The organism is Streptomyces sp. NPDC037421 (assembly GCF_055602105.1).
Map to the genome: position 1 here is coordinate 212,875 of NZ_JBVJWV010000002.1, position 19,275 is coordinate 232,149.

A 19,275-nucleotide genomic window follows, 5' to 3' on the forward strand; every position below is an offset into this window, starting at 1 on the left:
CACCCGGGCCGGGGGCCTCACATGGCCAGCAGCATCGCCAACATCCCCGTCCCCATGGCCAGTCGGCAGGCCCGCGTCAGGTCCCCGGCCCCACCCGGGGCCCCTCCCGCGGCCGCGGGCAACGGCTGCGACGCACCGCCCGCCGTCACCAGCCGGGCCCCGCCGAGCAGCACGTACCCGGCGTAGTAGAGGAGCAGCGCCCCCGTCACCGCGGGCAGCCCCGCCCGGCCGTGCCCGTGCCCGGCGGTCATGGCGAGGGCCATGTACGCCATCGCCAGCGAGCCGACCAGGTGGTGCGCGTGGTGCACCCCGTCGCGCAACAGCCACAGCGCGTGCAGGGCCGCCCCGCAGAAGACGGCCAGCAGGACCGGCGGACCCCACGGGCCGGTGCCCGCCGGCAGCGCCATCGCCGCCATGCCGAAGCCCATCACCGCCTCGCCGGCGGCCGCCCCGCGCGCGCTCCGGTCCGCTCTGCGCGCCCGCAGCAGGCAGTACCCGCCGCTCGCCGCGCACAGCGCCACGAGCATCCAGGCCAGGGTGAGGGGCAACGCGGATCCGTGCACGGCGGAACCTCCCGGTTCGTCGGCGTCAGCAGAAGGGATTCCCTGCTCACGCCGCCCTCACGCCGACCCGGGTTAGGCTCTGCGTGCCGTACCAGGCATGTCATATGCCGCCGCGATGAACGGAGCCCCCGATGCCGACCGCCCAGCCCGCCGCCCTGAGCTTCCGCAGCGCCGTGGAGGCGGACGTACCGGACCTGGTGGCCCTCGTCGAGTCCGCCTACCGGGGCGACGCCAGCCGGGCCGGCTGGACGACGGAGGCCGACTTCCTGGACGGCCAGCGCACCGATCCGGAGGGCGTGGGCGCGATCATCGCCGACCCGGAGGGCATCCTGCTGGTGGTCGAGCGGGCGGGCGGGATCGTCGCCTGCTGCCAGCTCGAACACCGCGGGGACCACGCCTACTTCGGCATGTTCGCCGTGCGCCCGGGGCTCCAGGGCGCCGGCCTCGGCAAGGAGGTCCTGGCCGAGGCCGAGCGCCGGGTCCGCGAGACCTGGGGTGCCAAGCAGATGCGGATGACCGTGGTGAACGTACGGGAGGAGCTCATCGCCTATTACGTGCGCCGCGGCTACGAGCGCACGGGCGAGCTGAGCCCCTTCCCCTACGGCGACGAGCGCTTCGGCGTCCCGCTCCGCGACGACCTGGCCTTCGAGCTCCTCGTCAAGGCCCTGTAGGGCTCTTCGCGCGGCCGGCTGCTCAGGCGGTGAACCGGCCGGTGCTGCGGATCTCCGGGAAGTCGGTGGCCGCGCCGTCCAGTTGCAGGGCCCGCGCCAGCCGCAGCTGGTCCAGGGTGTTGACCGTCCGGCCCGTCACCCGCAGCCCCGCCGCGTGGGCCGCCTCCACCGTCTCCAGGGTGAGCCGGCGGATGTCCAGGGCCACGGTGCGCGCGCCCGCCGCCAGCGCCAGGTCCACGAGGTCCTCGGCGGCCGCGCCGGGCCGCCCCGGGTGCAGGGCCGTCCGGACTCCGGGGGCGTGCCGGGCGACCGCCGCGAGCACCTCGCCGTCGCCGGAGGCCACCTCCACCCGGGAGGCCAGGTCGCGGCGCACGATCAGCTCCGCGAGCGCGGTGGCGGCCGCCTGGTCCTGCACCGACACCTGGAGCGGGACCCGGACGGCGTCCAGGACCTCCTCCAGCACCGGGACGCGCTCGCCCTGGCCGGCGTCCAGTTCGCGCAGCTCGGCGAGGGTCAGGTCGGCGACGGCACCCGCGCCGTTGGTGGTGCGGTCGACCTCGGCGTCGTGCAGTACGACGAGGGCGCCGTCCTTGCTGAGGCGGACGTCCAGCGCGATGACGTCCATCCCGCAGCGTTCCGCGCGGACGAACGACCGCAGGGTGTTCTCCGGCTCGACACCCATGACCCCGCGGTGACCGATGGTGAGGAAAGTCAAGGTTCTCTCGCTTCCGTCGAGGGCGGCTCCCCGCGCGGTCGCGGTGTCCCGACCGGCCGCGCGCGGTGAGGACGCATGCTAGTGCGCCCCGGCCGCGATGGGACCGGTCGTGCAAGGGCCCGCGGAAGCCCTCCGGCCGCTTCCCGCCAGGGGTGTGCGCCGCCCGTCGGGTCCGGGGCTCCGTACCGCGTCACCCCTGCGTGGGCGCGTCCCCGCCGGCTTGACGGACGGCCGCCCCGAGTGCCGCGGTCCCGGTCCCGGACGCTCGCGGGCCGGCCCCGGCGGCCCGCGCCCCGGCCTCGCGGAGGTCGTCGAGCAGGGCCCCGGCCAGGTCCAGCTCGGCCAGGTGCTGGCGCTCGCTCCAGCGCAGCGCGAGCACGGGGAAGGCCCATTCCGGTACGTCCGCCGCGTGCCCCATGGCCTCCCGTACGGCGGCCAGCTCGCCCCGGGTCCGCTCCATGTGGTCCTCGACCACCGCGCGCAGCCGCTCCGGCTCGGCCAGGTGGCCCAGCCAGATCCGCAGCAGCAGCCCGTGCTTGAGCACCGGCGGTCCGGCGTCCGCGGTGTCGGAGGCCCAGCCCGAGAGGGCCTCGCGGCCCGCCTCCGTGATGGCGTAGCGGCGCTTGGCGCGGACCTCCTCGGGCCCCGAGCGCGCGGAGGCCGCGTAGCCCAGTTCCTCCAGGCGGCGCAGTTCGGCGTAGATCTGGCTGATCGCGGGCGACCAGTAGAAGAAGCGCAGGGAGGAGTCCGCCCACTTCTTCAGTTCGTAGCCGGTGCGCTCGCCGGGGAACGACAGCAGGCCGAGCACCGCCCACGCGGTCGGCGGGAGGTCTTGCTTCTTCGAGGTCTGACTACTAGTCATATTCCTAATCGAAGTAAGACCGGGCACGGGACGCATCCCTGGAGGCATCGTGAAATTCTCCGTGATCTTCGAGGCTCAGCTGGCCGATCCGACCGTGGAACGGGAACACCAGGTCATCCGGGACTGCGTCGAGCAGGCGGTCCTCGCCGAACGCATGGGATTCGACCGGATCTGGGCCGTCGAGCACCACTCCTTGAAGTGGTACGCACACCTGAGCGCGCCGGAGGTCTTCCTGAGCTTCGTCGCGGCCCGGACGAACACCATACGCATCGGCCATGGCGTCGTGTGCATGCCCTTCAACTTCAACCACCCGGTACGCGTGGCCGAACGGGCCGCGATGCTCGACCTGCTCTCCGGCGGCCGGCTCGACCTGGGCGCCGGGCGCGGCGGCACCGAGCAGGAGACCTCGCTGTGCGGGGTGGACCGGGAGCGCACCACCGCCGAGGTGGAGGAGGCGCTGCGGATCATCGGGAAGGCCTGGCAGGAGGAGGAGCTGGAGTACCACGGGGAGCTGCTGGACATCGGTCCGCACCCGATCCTGCCGCGCCCCGCCCAGCGGCCCCATCCGCCGCTGTTCCTGGCGTGCAGCCGGGGCGAGACCCTGGTGCAGGCCGCCGAACTGGGGGTCGGGGCCCTGGTGATGGGCTTCGCCGGGCCGGACTCCATCGCGGGGATGCGGGCCGTGTACGACGCCGCGCTCGCCGCCCGCGACGGCAGCCGGTTCGTCTCCACGGCCGTCAACGACCACTTCTCGGTGCTCTGCCCGACCATCGTGCTCGACGACCCCGAGGAGGCCCGCCGGATCGGCGTCCGGGGGCAGCGGTTCTTCGCGCAGTCCATCGGGCACTGGTACGGCGGCGCGGGGATCCCGGACGAGGCGGTGGTGGCCGGCGCCGACGAGGCGGCGGAGATGCGCCGGGCCGCGGAGCAGGTGGTGGCCCGGCTGCACGAGCTGGACATCCCGGTGCGGCCCACCTCCACGGCCACCTTCAACGCCGACCACGCCTACGGGAGCGCGGACGAGGCCATCGCGTACGTGGAGCGGCTGCGGGCGGCGGGCGCGGACGAGGTGATGTGCCTGGTCCAGATGGGCACGGTGCCGCAGGAGGCCTGCCTGGAGACCCTGCGGCAGTGGGGGGAGAAGGTCATCCCGCACTTCAGGGAGGGGCGCGGCGGCGCGCCGGGCCCGGCCTGACCCGGAAGGCGCGGCCCGAGGGGTGATCCGGGCGCGGCGGACCCCCGGTCGGGCCGGCCCCGCGCCCGGGTGGAGTCCCGGTGTCATGCGGACGGACCGGATCCTGCGTCTTTTTCGCGCCGCCGCCGGGGGTGGCCGGATGGCCCAACTACTAGGCGGAGTGGTGGATTCCACCGTGGGTTACGGGAAGACTTCCGGTGGAGTGGGGGGTCACACAGGATATTTTCCTTAGATTCCTCTTGAGTAGGGGAGCCTCGCATGCATACGCTGTCTTAACGCGAGGTTCTCCTGTGGAGGAAGTGACATGACGGAAACTCTTGTGCCGGGCTCCGGCGGTGCCGTGATAACCGCTGGCGCGCGGGTGGTCGACCACCCCGCCTGGCCCGCGCTCAAGGCCGCCGTGGAGGAGATCCGCCCCTGGCAGGCCAAGGACGGATCGATCGACTTCGACGCCGAGGGCGCCCCCGCCCGCGTCGACGTCGAGGCCACCGTTGAGCGGGTCGTCGGCGCCGTCGAGGAGCTGTCCCCGCTGCTGCCGCACGCCACCGCGTACCACGCCGCGCTCGTCGCCGACCTGCGCAAGTGGGTCGCCGAGGGCTTCGGCGTGCCGGACTTCCTGGACTCCCTGCTGGCCTTCCACCCGGCCGCCCAGCGCGCCGACGGCCTCCAGCACCTCGTGGTCTTCCCGATGTACACGCAGAACGGCAACCCGGACCGCAACTTCGAGGCCGTCGTCCTGAAGATGGTGTGGCCCGAGTGGCTCTCCGAGCTGGAGCGCACCCGGTACGACAACCCGCTCTTCCTCGGCATCACCTTCGAGGACTTCACCCCGGGCTACGACACCAACTCCGCGGTGCTCTTCCCCGAGACCATCGCCGTCCGCGAGGCCCCCGAGCGCTTCACCTGGGGCGGCATCTTCTGCGACCGCGAGGCGGCCCGCTACCGCAAGGTCACCGCGGCGGCCGTCGACATCCTCGGCATCGAGCTGCCCGAGGACATCGCCCGCATGGTCGAGGACCAGGAGCGCTGCGAGAAGGCCTTCGTCCTGTGGGACATGGTCCACGACCGCACCCACAGCCACGGCGACCTGCCGTTCGACCCCTTCATGATCAAGCAGCGCCAGCCGTTCTGGATGTACGGCCTGGAGGAGCTGCGCTGCGACCTCACCGCCTTCAAGGAGGCCGTGAAGCTGGAGTCCGAGGGCAACGAGCACGGCCGTGACGTGCAGTACGCCGTCCTCTTCGACCGGATGTTCCGCTTCCCCGTCTCCGGCGACCGCAACCGCAACTACGACGGTCTCGGCGGCCAGCTGCTCTTCGCGTACCTCCACAAGCACGACGTCGTGCGCTGGACGGACAACAAGCTGAAGATCGACTGGATGCGCGCCCCGCAGGTCACCAACCAGCTGTGCGCCGAGATCGAGGACCTGTACCGCGCGGGCATCGACCGCCCGAAGCTGGTCCACTGGTTCAAGGCCTACGAGCTGGTCTCCACCTACCTCGCCCCGCACCCGGGCTCCAAGTGGGCCAAGGGCCCCGACGCCCTGGACCTGACGCAGCCGCCGCGCAAGCTCGTGGACGACGTGCTTCCCGACGAGTTTCCCCTCAGCATGTTCTACGAGGCCCTCGCCAAGAAGCTCAAGGGCGTGATCGCCTCCACGAAGGGCATCACCCCGGCGAACGCGGACGACGCCGAGCGGGCCGCCGCGTGAGCGACCGCGCACAGGAGGCTGTACGGATGAACGGCAATGGGACGCTCCACGGAGCGGTCGTGGCGGTGGCCGGGGCCGGCGGCCCCGCCGGCCGGGCGGCGCTGATGCGCCTGGCCGAGGCGGGTGCCACGGTCGTGGCCTCCGACGCCGACGCGGCGCGCCTGGCGGAGGCCGTCGACGCCGCCCGCTACGCCCACGGCGGCGCCACCGTCACGGGTGACACCGTCGACCTGCTCGACCTGGAGGCCACCAAGGCCTGGGCCGAGCGCACCGAGAAGGAGTTCGGCCGGGTCGACGGCCTCGTCCACCTGGTCGGGGGCTGGCGCGGCAGCAAGACCTTCACCGACGTGGACCTCGCGGACTGGGACTTCCTGGAGAAGCTCCTCATCCGCACCGTCCAGCACACCTCGCTCGCCTTCCACGACGGGCTGCTGCGCAGCGACCGCGGACGCTACGTGCTGATCAGCCAGTCCGGCGCGCACAAGCCGGTCGCCAACAACGCCGCGTACAACGCCGGCAAGGCCGCCGCCGAGGCCTGGACCCTGGCCATGGCGGACTCCTTCCGCAAGGCCGGGGGCGAGGACGGGCCGCAGGCCGCTGCTGCGATCCTGGTGATCAAGGCACTGGTGCACGACGCGATGCGCGCCGAGCGTCCCAATGCGAAGTTCGCGGGCTTCACCGACGTCAAGGAGCTGGCCGAGGCCATCGCCGGCGTCTGGGAGCGGCCCGCCTCCGAAGTGAACGGACAGCGTCTGTGGCTCACTCCACAACCGTGAAGACCGATGCCCGCCGCCACCACGATCCGGCGGTCCGCGGTTTCGCGAGCGACAACTACGCGGGGGTGCATCCGGAGATCCTGGAGGCCGTCGCGCTGGCCAACGGCGGCCACCAGGTCGCCTACGGCGAGGACCAGTACACCGAACACCTGCAGAAGGTCATCCGCAGCCACTTCGGCCCGTACGCGGAGGCCTTCCCGGTCTTCAACGGCACCGGCGCGAACGTCACCGCCCTCCAGGCGATGACCGACCGCTGGGGTGCCGTGATCTGCGCCAAGTCCGCCCACATCAACGTGGACGAGGGCGGCGCACCGGAGCGGATGGCGGGCCTCAAGCTGCTCGCCGTGCCCACCCCGGACGGCAAGCTCACCCCCGAGCTGATCGACCAGGAGGCCTGGGGCTTCGAGGACGAGCACCGGGCGATGCCCCAGGTCGTCTCGATCACCCAGAACACCGAGCTCGGCACGGTCTACACGCCGGACGAGATCAGGGCGATCTGCGAGCACGCCCACGGCCTCGGCATGAAGGTGCACCTCGACGGAGCCCGGATAGCCAACGCCGCGGCCTCGCTCGACGTGCCGATGCGCACCTTCACCAACGCGGTGGGCGTCGACGTGCTGTCGTACGGCGGCACCAAGAACGGCATGATGTTCGGCGAGGCCGTGGTCGTGGTGAACCCGGACGCCGTCCGGCAGATGAAGCACGTCCGCAAGATGTCGATGCAGCTCGCCTCCAAGATGCGCTTCGTGTCGGTGCAGCTGGAGGCGCTGCTCGCGAAGGACCTGTGGCTGCGCAACGCCCGCCAGGCCAACGCGATGGCGCAGCGGCTCGCCGCGGGCGTGCGCGAGACCGACGGGGTGGAGATCCTCTACCCGGTGCAGGCCAACGCCGTCTTCGCGAAGCTCCCGCACGAGGTGTCGCGCCGGCTCCAGCAGCGGTACCGCTTCTACTTCTGGGACGAGGCCGCCGGCCACGTCCGCTGGATGTGCGGTTACGACACGCAGGAAGAGGACGTGGACGGCTTCCTCCAGGCACTCAAGGAGGAGCTGGCCCGCTAGCCGTGCGCCTCTCCAGAAGTGAATAGATATGCCTTCAGCTGTAAATCTATTGATCTACGGTCGGGGGCATGCCTATGCTCCCGGCCATGCAGCTCATCCAGCAGAACCCTGATATCCATGCGTATTTGGCCTCGGATGAGGCCATAGACCACTGGCATCCCTTGGTGCAGCAGACCGCCGACGACCTCTGGTCCGCCACCGGAGATGCATACTCATACGCCAAGGCGGCCTTCGAATTCGTCCGGGACACCATCCCGCACTCGGCCGATTCCGCAGACCCGCGCGTCTCCTGGCGGGCCTCCGACGTACTGGCCACCCGCAACGGCATCTGCTACGCCAAGTCCCACGCCCTCGCCGCCCTGCTGCGCGCCCAGGGCATCCCGGCAGCCCTGTGCTACCAGCTCCTCGGCGACGACGACGGCTCGGGCCTCGTCGTCCACGGGCTCGTCGCCGTCCGGCTGCCCGGCGCCGAGGCCTGGTCCCGGATCGACCCTCGCGGCAACAAGCCCGGCGTGGACGCGCGGTTCGACCTCGACCGGGAGCGGCTCGCCTTCCCGGTCCGCCCGGAGCTCGGCGAGATCGACTACCCCGAGCTGCACGCAGCCCCGCACCCCGCCGCGCTCAAGGCGCTCCAGGAGTCCGCGGACCGGCCGGAGCTGTGGCGGAACCTCCCGACCGCTCTCTGACCCCCTCGGCCGGTACGGGTTTCCGTGCCGCCACCAGCGCGTGCAGCGCGGCAGCCGCGAGCTGCAGTACGGCGATCCCGAGCAGCAGCGTCCACGGCGGCGCGGCGGCGGCCAGCCCCACCAGGGCGGCGCCCGTCGAAGCCGCCGTGATCTTCAGCCCCGCCCCCAGGGTGAACACCTGCGGCCGCACCGCCGCCGGGGCGTGCTCCGAGCGGATCCGCAGCGTGGCCGTCAGCAGCGGCCCGTCGCAGAAGCCGGCCACCGCGAACGCCACCGCCGTCAGCGCCACCGACGGCGTGAACGCCGCCACCGCGAGTGCCACCCCGGTCCCCGCCATGCCCCAGCGGGCCAGCCGGCCCGGCGCCACGCCCGTCATCCGGCCCAGCGTCAGGGATCCGGCCAGCGCACCCGCCGCGAAGGCCGTCATCAGCACCCCGCCCGCGCCCGGCCTGCCGAGCCCGGTCGCCAGCAGCACCGAGGTGGTGGTCAGCGACCCGATGCCCACGAAGGCCAGGGTCGTCGCCGAGGTGATGGCCCTCAGCTCCCGGACCCGCCACAGGGCGGCCAGCCCCGCCCCCAGCCCGGCGCGGGGTCCGTCCGGGGAGGGGCCCGCGCCCGGGTCCCCGTACGGCAGGGACGCCGCCAGCAGCGCCGCCAGCGCCGCCGAAGCCGCCAGCACCGCCATCGCGGGCCCGGCCGAGAGCAGCGCCCCGACCACACTGACCGCCGCCGGGGCCGTGACCGCCGCCGCGTTGTAGGTGGAGGCGTCCCAGCCGTACGCCCGGTCCCGCGCGGGGCCCGCCGGCAGCAGTCCCGCGACCAGGCTGGAGAGCCCGCCCGTCACCACCGGCCCACAGGTCCCGCCGAGCACCGCCACCACGAGCACCGCCGGCACCGGGGCCCGCCCCAGCAGCAGCGACAGCCCCGCCACCGCCGCCGTGAACCCCGCCAGCGCGCCCGCGTAGAACAGCCGGGGCCGCCGGGCGCGGGCCGCGGCGGTCCCCGCCAGCGGTGCGGCCAGCACGTGCGGCGCCAGCCAGGCGGTCAGCACGAACGCCCCGTGAGCGGCACTGCCGGTCCGCTCCACGGCCAGCAGCACCACCGCCATGCCCATGCCCTCGGACGCGAAGCGCGCGGCCAGCGCCGCCGCCAGGTACCGCCCGAACCCGCCCATCGGCGAACCCCCTCCGCGTTCGGTAACGTGTTGAGCCGAAAAGACGTTACGTCAGACGAGTGCAGGATGAAAGGATCCGTGCATGGCGGACCGGCGGGACTCGAGCGGTGGATTCGCGGCGGCCCGGAGGGTGATCGAGCTCGCCGAGGCGGTCCGCGCGGACCCCGCACTGCCGCGCGCCGCCCTGGCGGAACTGCTCGCCCGGCACGGGGAGCGTCCGGAGGAACTGGCTCCGGAGGTCTTCACGGAGGCGGAGGCGGAGGAACTGCGCGCCGCGGTCCGGCGCATGGCGGAGGTCCTCGCCGAGACCGACGAGGACCGCGCGGCCGGAGCCCTCAACGCCCTGCTGGAGGAGTGCGCCACCCGGCCCCGGCTGACCAGGCACGACGGCCACCCCTGGCACCTGCACGTGGACCGGGGCGACGGGGCGCACTGGGGGGACTGGTTCCTCGCCTCCGGCGCCCTCGTCCTCGCCCAGCTGCTCACCGAGTACGGGCGCCTCGCCTGGGGCGCCTGCGCCGCGGCCGGCTGCGGGCGGCTCTACCTCGGCACCGGCCCCGGCAGCGCCCGCCGCTACTGCACTCCCGCGTGCGCCACGCGCGCCAGGGTCGCCGCCCACCGGCGCCGCAGGCGCGACGGTGCGGCACCGGATCCGGCGGGCGGTCCGGCGGCGGGGCCGTAGGACGGGGTCAGTTGGCCTCGCGCTCCTTGACCTGCGCGGCCGTCGGGGCGGTGCCGCCGAGGTGGGCCGGGAGCCACCACGAGTCCTCGGAGCCCTGCGGCCTGGCCGGGTAGGCGCTCTGCGCCGCGTCCAGCAGCTCCTGCACGCGCTCGCGCACGCGGCGGGTGATGGCGCCCGCGAACTGGTCCTTCGGCGCCTCGATCGGCTCGCCGACGCGCATGGTCACCGGGATGTGGCTGCGCTTGAGGTTCTTCGGGCGGCCCTTGGTCCACAGTCGCTGCGTGCCCCACAGGGCCACCGGGATCAGCGGGACCCCGGCCTCCTGGGCCATGCGCGCCGCACCCGACTTGAAGCTCTTGAGGGTGAACGACTGGGAGATCGTCGCCTCCGGGAACACCCCGATGATCTCGCCGGAGCGCAGCGAGTCCAGGGCGTGCTGGTACGCGGTCTCACCCTGCTGGCGGTCGACCGGGATGTGCTTCATCGCGCGCATCAGCGGGCCCGAGACCTTGTGCCGGAACACCGACTCCTTGGCCATGAAGCGGACCAGCCGCTTCTGCGGGCGCGCCGTCAGGCCTGCGAAGATGAAGTCGAGGTAGCCGATGTGGTTCGACACCAGGACCGCCCCGCCCTTGCGCGGGATGTTCTCGGTGCCCTTCATGTCGATCCGGATGTCCAGCGCACGGAAGAGGGTGTGCGCGGCACCGATCACCGGGGGGTATACGAGCTCAGCCATGATGGGGAGACCCCGCTTTCTGCCTGGGGAGGTGCTCCCGGCCGGAAGTTACGGCAGCGTAGGTACGCGGCCATGGGGATCGTGCCCCAAACGCGGCCCGCTGGCCAGCCCAGACGACCGCGCCGGGCGAGATTCTCGTCACGCGGGGAATGCCGGGCGCCGGACGGATGCTCGGACGAGGGTACGTACATGCGAACAGGGCGGACGGGAGCGGGTGTGCGCGGGCACGGAGAAGGAACGCGGCGGCCGGGCCGGCAGGGGCCCCTCGGGGCCGCCGAGCTGGGCCGGGAACCGGGGGAGCGGGCCAGTCTGGTCCAGTTCTCCACCGCCTTCTGCCAGCCCTGCCGGGCCACCCGCAGGATCCTCGCCGAAGTCGCCGAAATGGTGGACGGCGTCGAGCACATCGAAATCGACGCCGAGCGCGACCTCGAACTCGTGCGCGCCCTCGGCATCGAGAAGACCCCCACCGTCCTCGTTCTGGACGCGGCCGGGCGCGTCGTGCGGCGCGCGGCCGGGATGCCGCGCAAGGCGGACGTGATCGCCGCCCTGGGGGCCGCGGTGTGACCGGCGCGCCGGTACGCGCGCCCGCACGCAGCGTGACGCGCCTGACATCTGCCCGCTGCGGCTTGACTGTGTACGCGTGAGATCGCCAGGCTGGCGGCATGCGGTATGAACTCCTGCTTTACGGGCGGCTCCACGTGGACCTCGTCCGCCATGCGAGCGCGCGCTGTCGGGACCGCTGAAGGCCCCAGTCCAGGCACCCGGCCCCCGGTCCCCCTAGCGCGCCCGCGACCCCGCGGCAGAAGGAAGCATCCCCCATGACGGCCCCGACGGCCCCGCCCGTACCCCTCGGCTCCACCGACGACCCCCTGCCCGGCTCTCCCGAACTGCTCCGCGCCGTCTTCCGGCGGCACGCCGCGGGTGTCGCGGTGATCACCGCCGAGACCGCGGGCCGGCCCGCCGGTTTCACGGCGACCTCGCTCAACTCCGTCTCCGCGGACCCGCCGCTGCTCTCGTTCACCATCGGCACCGGCGCCTCCAGCTGGCCGGCCGTGCGCGACAGCGAGTACCTCGGCGTCCACATACTCGGCGAGCACCAGCGGGAGCTGGCCGGCCTCTTCGCGCGCAGCGGCGCCGACCGCTTCGGGGCGCAGACCGAGTGGGCTCCCGGTCCGCACGGCGTGCCGCTGCTCGGCGGCGTGCTGGCGTGGATGGTGTGCCGGGTGGTGGCGCGGGTGCCCGCCGGAGCGCACCGGGTGGTCATCGCCGAGGCGGTGGCGGGGGACCCGGCCGGGCAGGGCCGCCCCCTGCTGTACCACCAAGGGCGCTTCAACGCGTTGCGGGACTGAATCGTCCCTGCTGGGGCGGGTTCGGGCGGCGTTGGACAGATCACAGTTCAGCGGCCTTGCAACCGGGGAAGACCCACTGTGTACTGACGAGTAACATTCCCTTCGGAGCGCGGGCCGCCCCGACCGGGACCCGCCCTACAAGGCGCCTATGCTGCCTGCACAAGGCGGTTTCAGAAAAAGACGATGCGGTAGGAGAGCCGGCGTGAGCCTGAGGATCGTTGTCTGTGTGAAGTACGTGCCCGACGCCACCGGTGACCGGCACTTCGCCGATGACCTGACCGTCGACCGCGACGACGTCGACGGTCTGCTGTCGGAGCTCGACGAGTACGCCGTCGAGCAGGCGCTGCAGATCGCCGACGAGGCGGACGACGCCGAGATCACCGTTCTGACGGTGGGCCCCGAGGACGCCAAGGACGCGCTGCGCAAGGCGCTGTCGATGGGCGCCGACAAGGCCGTCCACGTCGAGGACGACGACCTGCACGGCACCGACGTCATCGGTACCTCGCTGGTCCTCGCGAAGGCGATCGAGAAGTCCGGCTACGACCTGGTCATCACGGGCATGGCGTCGACCGACGGCACCATGGGTGTCCTCCCGGCGATCCTGGCCGAGCGCCTGGGCGTCCCGCAGGTCACCCTGCTCTCCGAGGTCAAGGTCGAGGACGGCACCGTCACGGGCCGCCGCGACGGCGACTCCGCGAGCGAGCAGCTGGAGGCCTCCCTCCCGGCCGTCGTCTCGGTGACGGACCAGTCGGGCGAGGCCCGCTACCCGTCCTTCAAGGGCATCATGGCCGCCAAGAAGAAGCCGGTGGAGTCCTGGGACCTGTCGGACCTGGACCTGGAGGCCGAAGAGGTCGGCCTCGAGGGCGCCTACACCGCGGTCGACTCCGCGGCCCAGCGTCCGGCCCGCACCGCCGGCACGATCGTCAAGGACGAGGGCGAGGGCGGCAAGCAGCTGGCCGAGTTCCTGGCCGGCCAGAAGTTCATCTAAGAGCTTCGGTCACCCCTCTCAAGCCCCCAGACACTTCGCAATAGCAGGAGAGCAGTCCCATGGCTGAAGTTCTCGTCTACGTCGACCACGTGGACGGTGCCGTCCGCAAGCCCACCCTCGAGCTGCTGACGCTGGCCCGCCGCGTCGGCGAGCCCGTCGCCGTCGCCCTGGGCGCCGGTGCCGAGGCCACCGCCGCCGTGCTCGCCGAGCACGGTGCCGTCAAGGTCCTCACCGCCGACGCCCCCGAGTTCACCGAGTACCTCGTCGTACCGAAGGTGGACGCGCTGCAGGCCGCGTACGACGCCGTCTCCCCGGCCGCCGTGCTCGTCCCGTCCTCCGCCGAGGGCAAGGAGATCGCCGCGCGCCTCGCCGTGCGCATCGGCTCCGGCATCATCACCGACGCCATCGACCTGGAGGCCGGTGACGAGGGTCCGGTCGCGACGCAGGCCGCCTTCGCCGCGTCGTTCACCACCAAGTCCCGCGTGTCCAAGGGCACCCCGGTCATCACCGTGAAGCCGAACTCGGCCCCGGTCGAGGCCGCCCCGGCCGCCGGCACCGTCGAGGCGCTCGCCGTCACCTTCGGCGCCCTGGCCACCGGCACCAAGGTCGTCTCCCGCACCCCGCGCGAGTCGACCGGCCGTCCGGAGCTGACCGAGGCCGCGATCGTGGTCTCCGGCGGCCGCGGCGTCAACGGTGCCGAGAACTTCGCGATCATCGAGGAGCTCGCGGACTCCCTCGGTGCCGCCGTCGGCGCCTCGCGCGCCGCCGTCGACGCCGGCTGGTACCCGCACTCCAACCAGGTCGGCCAGACCGGCAAGTCGGTCTCCCCGCAGCTGTACATCGCCTCCGGCATCTCCGGCGCGATCCAGCACCGGGCCGGCATGCAGACCTCGAAGACCATCGTGGCCATCAACAAGGACGCCGAGGCCCCGATCTTCGACCTGGTCGACTACGGCGTGGTCGGCGACCTCTTCGAGGTCGTCCCGCAGCTGACGGGCGAGATCAAGGCGCGCAAGGGCTAAATCCCGCGCCCGGTCCCTGACCTGCGCATCTCTTGGCCTACGGGGCCGTGTGGTGATTGTCACCGCACGGCCCCGAGTCGTTTGTCCCAGGCGGTGGAGGGACCATTGACTGAGCGGAACCCCGTGGCTAAATTCTGCTATGCGGATCTAAGCTTCCGTGAAGCGGAAAAGAGGAGAGTGCACGATGGGTCAGCAGGAGAAGGTGGCGACGAGCCTCGCAGGCGCGGTCAGCGAGGGCATCAGCGCCTCCCTGGCGCCGGTGGACGCGGAACTCGCGCGTCACTACCCGGGCGACCCCGGCACCCGCCAGCCCATCCACACCGTCTACGTGCCCGGTGACGTCTTCGCGGCCGACACCATCCGCTCCTGGGGCGACCAGGCCCTCGCGGCCATGGACGAGCACGCCCCGGACGCCGCCACCTTCGCCAAGGTACTCGGTATCTCCGACGAGCTGGCCGTACCGGTCTACGACCGCGTCCGCGCCAAGCTCGCCACCGAGCCCATCGAGGACCTCCGCGTCGACTTCGAGGACGGCTTCGGCGTCCGCTCCGACGAGGAGGAGGACCAGGCCGCGGCCCGCGCCGCCCGGCTGATCTCCGAGGCCTACTCCAACGGCACCAACGCCCCGTACATGGGCATCCGCATGAAGTGCATGGAGTCCAACGTCCGCGACCGCGGCATCCGCACCACCGACGTCTTCCTCTCCGGCCTGCTCGCCCACGGCGGCCTCCCGGAGAACCTGGTCCTGACCCTGCCCAAGGTCACCTACGCCGAGCAGGTCAGCGCGTTCGTCGAGCTGCTGGAGGCCTTCGAGTCGGCCCGCGGCCTGCGCTCCGGCCGGATCGGCTTCGAGATCCAGATCGAGACCAGCCAGTCCATCCTGGCCTCCGACGGCACCGCCACCGTGGCCCGGATGATCGAGGCCTCCAAGGGCCGCGCCACCGGCCTGCACTACGGCACCTTCGACTACAGCGCCTGCGTCGGCGTCTCCGCCGCCTACCAGGCCAGCGACCACCCCGCCGCCGACCACGCGAAGGCGATCATGCAGGTCGCCGCGGCCGGCACCGGCGTACGCGTCTCCGACGGCTCGACGAACGTGCTGCCCATCGGCACCACCGAGAAGGTCCACGAGGGCTGGCGGCTGCACTACGGCCTCACCCGCCGCGCCCTGGCCCGCGCCTACTACCAGGGCTGGGACATGCACCCGGCGCACCTGCCGACCCGCTACGCGGCCGTCTTCACCTTCTACCGCGAGGGCCTGGAGGCCGCGGCCGCGCGCCTGAAGGCGTACGTGGCCAAGATCGAGGGCGACGTCATGGACGAGCCCGCCACCGCCAAGGCCCTGGCCGGCTACCTGGTCCGCGGCCTCGACTGCGGCGCCGTCGGCACCGAAGAGGTCACCGCCCTCACCGGCCTGACCCGCGCCGAACTGGACGCCTTCGCCATCCCGCGCCGCTCGGCGACCCTGACGGCGACCGCCTGACCTCCAGACCCCCGCACGGCCAGGCCCGGAATCATCCGAGCCGGGCCGTCGGCACGTCGGGCAGCAGCCAGCAGCGCAGGGTGCCGTCGTCCCCGGAGGAGGCCAGCAGGCTCCCGTCGGGGGAGAAGGCGACACCCCGGACGGCGCCGGTGTGCCCGGTCAGCGGCAGGCGGGTGGCGGCCTCGCCCGTGGCGGTGCCCCAGAGCTGCACGGTGCCGTCCGCGCCGGCGCCGGCGAGCCGGTGCCCTTGGGGGGAGAACGCCAGGTCGTACACCGGGCCGGTGTGCCCGGAGAGGCGGTGGGCGGGGGTGCCGGGCGCGCTGACGTCCCACAGCAGGACGTCCCCGTCGGCGTCACCAGTGGCCAGCAGGTGGCCGTCGGGGGAGAAGGCCAGGGCGCCGACGGTGCTCAGGTGGCCATCCAGCTCCAGGCCGGATCCTGCCAGGGCGGCCGGATCCCACAGCACCACCCGCTCGCCCATTGCGGCGGCCAGCACGCTCCACTCCGGCGCGGCTGCGAGGGCGTACACGTCCGAAATCCCGTCCGGAACGTGCGCGGCGGCCGTGTTCGGCACTGACACCCGTCCCTCCGCACCGATCACGGCCACCGGCGCGGTGGCGCCGCAGAACGCGACGTGCTGCACCAGGGACACGGGGCGGGCGAAAGGCAGGCCCGGGGTCCAGAGCACGGCAGGCCCGCCGCCGGCCGGGAAGTCCAGCCCCCAGGGAGCCGTACTGCCAGGCGTGAACAGGGTCTCGGGCAGCTGGACGCGTGCCGCCGGGTCCCAGGAGAGGACCTGGCCGTCCTGCGCCCGGACCACGAGGCGGCCGCCGTCCGGCGAGAACGCGAGCCTGCGCAGGGCGACTTCACCAGCCGCAGCCAGGGGAGACAGAGGCACGGCCTGACCTTGGCCCAAGGCCGAGTCGAGGGCCCGCATCGAGAGTGGCCGGGGCGGCGTGGGTTCCGCGTGAGGTGTGTCGTGGTAGACGACCAGGCTGTTGCTCTCGCCGCAGACGGCGAGCACACGGCCGTCGGGGGACAGCGCCGGCGAGTGGAACGGACCCTTGTGCACGGTCAGCGGCCGGCCCAGAAGGTCACCGGTCGAGGGATCCCACAGGCGCAGGGCGCCGCCGTTGTCCACGGAGGCGAGCCGGCGGCCGTCCGCGGAGAAGGTCAGCTTGCCACCACCATCGCCGGACTCGGGCAGGCTGCGCACGAGGGTGTGGGTCGCGGTGTCCCACAACGACGTCGTCTCAGGGCCGGTCGTGGCCAGCAGGGTGCCGTCGGCGGAGAACGCGGCCCCGGACGCCGGACGCAGGTTCCCGGTGAGGTGCGTACCGACACTCGAACCGGTTCCGAAATCCCAGAGGAACAGCCCCTGCTCGTGGCTGAACGCGGCCCGGACCCGGCCGTCGGGGAGGCAGACCAAGGCCCCGATCTCACCGCTGTGGCCGATCAGCGGGGGTCCGACGGGCTTTCCGGTGGCGACGTCCCAGCGGATGATGGCGTTGACGTCGTCGGCCGCGACCAGTATCCGGCCGTCCGGCGTGAAGGCGAGGGCGTCGACGGAGCCGTCGTGGCCGAGCATGGGGGGCCCCGTCGGTCGGAGGGTGGCGGTGTCCCACAGTCGCACCCCGCCGTCCATGTCCCCGACGGCCAGGACCCGGCTGTCCGGGGAGAACGCCAGCGAAAGGGCGGCGGCCTCTCCCTCGAGCGTGCCGAGCGGGGCTCCGCGGAAGGGGTCCCACAGGCCCACCACTCCGTCATTGGTCTCCCGCACGCCGGACACGGCGAGGATCCGGCCGTCGGGGGAGAACGCCGCGCAGTAGTTGTTGTCCACCCATGTGCTGAGTACGTGGGCCACGGCGAAGCCGGTCCCGCCGACGGGAACGGGGGGCTTGGCTGCCGGGGAGCGCCGGACCGGCTCCAGGGCGGCCAGTTCGCGCCAGCGGCGGCGCCAGGGCTCCAGCTCGGGGGAGTTGTGGGGCGGCACGGGCCGCTCCACTCCGAACGCGTCGTACGCGTAGAGGATCCGGACCAGGCCCATCAGCCGGTCCAGCCCCAGCAGCCGTTCACCCCGAAAGGCCTCGCTCTGGGTGGCCACCGGCAGACGGATCCCGGTCGCGGACCTCGCCGCGCGCGCAGCGAGGTCACGGTACGAAGGCTTGCCGCGCTCGATCCGCAGCTGCCGCAAGTCGGCGGCGAGCGAGGCGAGTTCTTCCTTGAACGTAGACACGCTTTTCATTACCGGCCAGGTTATGAGGGTACGAACGGGTCCGCCGGACAATCCCGAACAGTGCCGGACGCAGCCGTGTCCGGCGCCGGTTCCGGGTTCGTCCGGCGGAGGCCGTCCCCCGGTGCGCGGCGCGCTGGAATCGGGGCATGACCACAGCCCCGGACGACACCGATCCGCCCCTGCTCACCCTGCACGCCGCCGTCGTGCTCCTCGGCGCCCTGTTCACCGGCCTCGTCACCGGCGGGCTGAGTTACCTCGGCGGGGTGCCGGCCCCGCTGGCCGTCCTCGCCGGGCTCACCGGCGCCGGCGGGGCCGTGCCCGGGCTGCGGTCGCTCATCCGGTGAACGGCGGGAGTTCGCCCGAGCCGCGGGGGATGAGGCGGGTGGGGAGTTCGATGCGGGTCGGGGGGAGGGCGGTGCCCGACAGGCGCTGGAAGAGGCGGTCCGTGGCCACCCGGCCCAGGGCCGCCGGGTCCTGCGCGACCACCGTGACGCCCGGGCGCAGCAGGTCGGCGAGTTCGAAGTCGTCGAAGCCGACCAGGGCCACCGGCCGGGGCAGCGCCGCGAGGACCCGTACGACGGTGACGGTGACGCGGTTGTTGCCGGCGAAGACGGCCGTGACCGGCTCCGGCCCCGCCAGCATCGCGCGGGCGGAGGCCGCCACCCGTTCGGGGGCGGTGGAGCCCAGGGAGACCCAGGCCCCGGACACCGGCAGACCCGCCCGTCCCATCGCCTCGCGGTAGCCGCGCAGGCGTTCCGTCGCGGTGTGGATGCGGGGGTGGTCGCCGATGAACCCGATCCTGCGGTGCCCGGCCGCGATCAGGTGCGCCACCCCGTCCCGGGCGCCGCCGAAGCTGTCCGACAGGACGACGTCCGCCTCGATCCCGCCCGCCGGGCGGTCCACGAACACGGTGGCCACCCCCGCCCGGATCTCGGGTTCCAGATAGCGGTGGTCGTCCCCGGCGGGGATCACGATCAGCCCGTCCACCCGTCGGGCGCACAGCGCGAGCGCCAACTCCCGCTCGCGGTCCGGGTCCTCGGCGCTGGAGCCGTTGATGAGCAGGGCGCCGTGGGCGCGGGCCACCTCCTCCACGGCCCGGTTGAGCGGACCGTAGAAGGGGTCGGCGAGGTCCTCCAGGACCAGGCCCACGGTGGCGGTGCGCCCCTTGCGGAGCACCCGCGCGCTGTCGTTGCGCCGGAAGCCGAGCTCCTCGATGGCCTCCTGCACCCGCCGCTCGGTGTCGGGGGTCACCCCCGGCTCGCCGTTGACGACCCGCGAGACCGTCTTCAGGCCGACGCCCGCCCGGGCCGCCACGTCCTTCATGGTCGGCCGGTTGCCGTAGCGGGGCTCGGACGGGTGGCGGGTCTG

Annotated in this window: 20 protein-coding genes; 13 read left to right on the top strand and 7 right to left on the bottom strand. The window is 72.9% G+C overall.

Annotated features, from left to right (window positions below):
* Nucleotides 1-17: 17 nt before the first annotated feature.
* Complete coding sequence (locus tag ACZ7IF_RS04425) at nt 18-563, bottom strand: DUF5134 domain-containing protein (RefSeq protein WP_470962829.1); 546 nt, start codon at nt 561-563, stop codon at nt 18-20.
* 131 nt (nt 564-694) lie between these two features.
* On the opposite strand from ACZ7IF_RS04425, the gene ACZ7IF_RS04430 reads away from it, so the two are divergent.
* The gene (locus ACZ7IF_RS04430) at nt 695-1,234 is read left to right on the top strand and encodes a GNAT family N-acetyltransferase (RefSeq protein WP_470962832.1); all 540 of its coding nucleotides are present in this window, start codon (nt 695-697) and stop codon (nt 1,232-1,234) included.
* A 22-nt stretch (nt 1,235-1,256) separates the two neighbouring features.
* On the opposite strand, the gene ACZ7IF_RS04435 is transcribed toward ACZ7IF_RS04430, so the two are convergent.
* Together ACZ7IF_RS04435 and ACZ7IF_RS04440 are read right to left on the bottom strand one after the other, a co-directional pair.
* Complete coding sequence (locus tag ACZ7IF_RS04435) at nt 1,257-1,949, bottom strand: glycerophosphodiester phosphodiesterase (protein WP_470962835.1); 693 nt, start codon at nt 1,947-1,949, stop codon at nt 1,257-1,259.
* Between the two features lie 190 nt (nt 1,950-2,139).
* Nucleotides 2,140-2,811, bottom strand: a complete 672-nt coding sequence (locus ACZ7IF_RS04440) for a PadR family transcriptional regulator (protein ID WP_470962838.1) — start codon at nt 2,809-2,811, stop codon at nt 2,140-2,142.
* A 49-nt stretch (nt 2,812-2,860) separates the two neighbouring features.
* On the opposite strand from ACZ7IF_RS04440, the gene ACZ7IF_RS04445 reads away from it, so the two are divergent.
* From ACZ7IF_RS04445 to ACZ7IF_RS04465, 5 genes are all read left to right on the top strand, one after another.
* Nucleotides 2,861-4,006, top strand: coding sequence for an LLM class flavin-dependent oxidoreductase (locus ACZ7IF_RS04445; RefSeq protein ID WP_470962841.1), 1,146 nt, complete (start codon nt 2,861-2,863; stop codon nt 4,004-4,006).
* A gap of 304 nt (nt 4,007-4,310) precedes the next feature.
* Nucleotides 4,311-5,717, top strand: coding sequence for a DUF6421 family protein (locus ACZ7IF_RS04450; RefSeq protein ID WP_470962844.1), 1,407 nt, complete (start codon nt 4,311-4,313; stop codon nt 5,715-5,717).
* A gap of 26 nt (nt 5,718-5,743) precedes the next feature.
* A complete protein-coding gene (locus tag ACZ7IF_RS04455; RefSeq protein WP_405982058.1) occupies nt 5,744-6,493 on the top strand; it encodes an SDR family NAD(P)-dependent oxidoreductase in 750 nt (249 codons plus the stop codon).
* Nucleotides 6,490-7,551 (top strand): threonine aldolase family protein, encoded by a 1,062-nt coding sequence (locus ACZ7IF_RS04460; RefSeq protein WP_470962847.1) that lies wholly within the window; start codon nt 6,490-6,492, stop codon nt 7,549-7,551. Before ACZ7IF_RS04455 ends, ACZ7IF_RS04460 begins: the two co-directional genes overlap by 4 nt.
* Nucleotides 7,552-7,637: 86 nt before the next feature.
* Nucleotides 7,638-8,237, top strand: coding sequence for a transglutaminase-like domain-containing protein (locus tag ACZ7IF_RS04465; protein WP_470963483.1), 600 nt, complete (start codon nt 7,638-7,640; stop codon nt 8,235-8,237).
* On the opposite strand, the gene ACZ7IF_RS04470 is transcribed toward ACZ7IF_RS04465, so the two are convergent.
* Nucleotides 8,173-9,411 carry an MFS transporter gene (locus ACZ7IF_RS04470; RefSeq protein WP_470962850.1) on the bottom strand — a complete coding sequence of 413 codons (1,239 nt, stop codon included), beginning with the start codon at nt 9,409-9,411 and terminating at the stop codon, nt 8,173-8,175. The genes ACZ7IF_RS04465 and ACZ7IF_RS04470 overlap by 65 nt on opposite strands.
* Nucleotides 9,412-9,493: 82 nt before the next feature.
* Between ACZ7IF_RS04470 and ACZ7IF_RS04475 the strand changes: the two genes are divergently transcribed.
* Nucleotides 9,494-10,093, top strand: coding sequence for a CGNR zinc finger domain-containing protein (locus tag ACZ7IF_RS04475; RefSeq protein WP_470962853.1), 600 nt, complete (start codon nt 9,494-9,496; stop codon nt 10,091-10,093).
* Nucleotides 10,094-10,100: 7 nt separating this feature from the next.
* On the opposite strand, the gene ACZ7IF_RS04480 is transcribed toward ACZ7IF_RS04475, so the two are convergent.
* Nucleotides 10,101-10,829 carry a lysophospholipid acyltransferase family protein gene (locus ACZ7IF_RS04480; RefSeq protein WP_470962856.1) on the bottom strand — a complete coding sequence of 243 codons (729 nt, stop codon included), beginning with the start codon at nt 10,827-10,829 and terminating at the stop codon, nt 10,101-10,103.
* Nucleotides 10,830-11,018: 189 nt separating this feature from the next.
* On the opposite strand from ACZ7IF_RS04480, the gene ACZ7IF_RS04485 reads away from it, so the two are divergent.
* From ACZ7IF_RS04485 to ACZ7IF_RS04505, 5 genes are all read left to right on the top strand, one after another.
* Nucleotides 11,019-11,393, top strand: coding sequence for a TlpA family protein disulfide reductase (locus ACZ7IF_RS04485; RefSeq protein ID WP_470962859.1), 375 nt, complete (start codon nt 11,019-11,021; stop codon nt 11,391-11,393).
* Between the two features lie 254 nt (nt 11,394-11,647).
* Nucleotides 11,648-12,178 carry a flavin reductase family protein gene (locus tag ACZ7IF_RS04490; RefSeq protein WP_470962862.1) on the top strand — a complete coding sequence of 177 codons (531 nt, stop codon included), beginning with the start codon at nt 11,648-11,650 and terminating at the stop codon, nt 12,176-12,178.
* Nucleotides 12,179-12,380: 202 nt separating this feature from the next.
* Complete coding sequence (locus ACZ7IF_RS04495; RefSeq protein WP_470962865.1) at nt 12,381-13,166, top strand: electron transfer flavoprotein subunit beta/FixA family protein; 786 nt, start codon at nt 12,381-12,383, stop codon at nt 13,164-13,166.
* Between the two features lie 59 nt (nt 13,167-13,225).
* Nucleotides 13,226-14,188, top strand: a complete 963-nt coding sequence (locus tag ACZ7IF_RS04500; protein WP_470962868.1) for an electron transfer flavoprotein subunit alpha/FixB family protein — start codon at nt 13,226-13,228, stop codon at nt 14,186-14,188.
* Between the two features lie 184 nt (nt 14,189-14,372).
* Entirely contained in the window at nt 14,373-15,671 is a 1,299-nt protein-coding gene (locus ACZ7IF_RS04505) for a DUF6986 family protein (protein WP_470962872.1), read from the top strand.
* A 31-nt stretch (nt 15,672-15,702) separates the two neighbouring features.
* Here ACZ7IF_RS04505 and ACZ7IF_RS04510 read toward each other — a convergent pair whose 3' ends face one another.
* Nucleotides 15,703-17,907, bottom strand: coding sequence for a hypothetical protein (locus tag ACZ7IF_RS04510; protein ID WP_470962875.1), 2,205 nt, complete (start codon nt 17,905-17,907; stop codon nt 15,703-15,705).
* Between the two features lie 146 nt (nt 17,908-18,053).
* Here ACZ7IF_RS04510 and ACZ7IF_RS04515 point away from each other — a divergent pair, with 146 nt between their 5' ends.
* Nucleotides 18,054-18,251, top strand: a complete 198-nt coding sequence (locus tag ACZ7IF_RS04515) for a hypothetical protein (RefSeq protein WP_470962878.1) — start codon at nt 18,054-18,056, stop codon at nt 18,249-18,251.
* Here the strand turns inward: ACZ7IF_RS04515 and ACZ7IF_RS04520 are convergent.
* On the bottom strand, nt 18,241-19,230 hold the full coding sequence (locus tag ACZ7IF_RS04520) for a LacI family DNA-binding transcriptional regulator (RefSeq protein WP_470963485.1): 990 nt from the start codon (nt 19,228-19,230) through the stop codon (nt 18,241-18,243). The genes ACZ7IF_RS04515 and ACZ7IF_RS04520 overlap by 11 nt on opposite strands.
* Nucleotides 19,231-19,275 lie beyond the last annotated feature (45 nt).

Excerpts from the sequence above, each read along its gene's own strand:
- ACZ7IF_RS04430 (WP_470962832.1), top strand. The coding sequence starts at position 695 with ATGCCGACCGCCCAGCCCGCCGCCCTGAGCTTCCGCAGCGCCGTGGAG.
- ACZ7IF_RS04440 (WP_470962838.1), bottom strand. The coding sequence starts at position 2,811 with ATGACTAGTAGTCAGACCTCGAAGAAGCAAGACCTCCCGCCGACCGCG.
- ACZ7IF_RS04450 (WP_470962844.1), top strand. The coding sequence starts at position 4,311 with ATGACGGAAACTCTTGTGCCGGGCTCCGGCGGTGCCGTGATAACCGCT.
- ACZ7IF_RS04455 (WP_405982058.1), top strand. The coding sequence starts at position 5,744 with ATGAACGGCAATGGGACGCTCCACGGAGCGGTCGTGGCGGTGGCCGGG.
- ACZ7IF_RS04465 (WP_470963483.1), top strand. The coding sequence starts at position 7,638 with ATGCAGCTCATCCAGCAGAACCCTGATATCCATGCGTATTTGGCCTCG.
- ACZ7IF_RS04470 (WP_470962850.1), bottom strand. The coding sequence starts at position 9,411 with ATGGGCGGGTTCGGGCGGTACCTGGCGGCGGCGCTGGCCGCGCGCTTC.
- ACZ7IF_RS04475 (WP_470962853.1), top strand. The coding sequence starts at position 9,494 with ATGGCGGACCGGCGGGACTCGAGCGGTGGATTCGCGGCGGCCCGGAGG.
- ACZ7IF_RS04480 (WP_470962856.1), bottom strand. The coding sequence starts at position 10,829 with ATGGCTGAGCTCGTATACCCCCCGGTGATCGGTGCCGCGCACACCCTC.
- ACZ7IF_RS04485 (WP_470962859.1), top strand. The coding sequence starts at position 11,019 with ATGCGAACAGGGCGGACGGGAGCGGGTGTGCGCGGGCACGGAGAAGGA.
- ACZ7IF_RS04490 (WP_470962862.1), top strand. The coding sequence starts at position 11,648 with ATGACGGCCCCGACGGCCCCGCCCGTACCCCTCGGCTCCACCGACGAC.
- ACZ7IF_RS04500 (WP_470962868.1), top strand. The coding sequence starts at position 13,226 with ATGGCTGAAGTTCTCGTCTACGTCGACCACGTGGACGGTGCCGTCCGC.
- ACZ7IF_RS04505 (WP_470962872.1), top strand. The coding sequence starts at position 14,373 with ATGGGTCAGCAGGAGAAGGTGGCGACGAGCCTCGCAGGCGCGGTCAGC.
- ACZ7IF_RS04515 (WP_470962878.1), top strand. The coding sequence starts at position 18,054 with ATGACCACAGCCCCGGACGACACCGATCCGCCCCTGCTCACCCTGCAC.
- ACZ7IF_RS04520 (WP_470963485.1), bottom strand. The coding sequence starts at position 19,230 with ATGAAGGACGTGGCGGCCCGGGCGGGCGTCGGCCTGAAGACGGTCTCG.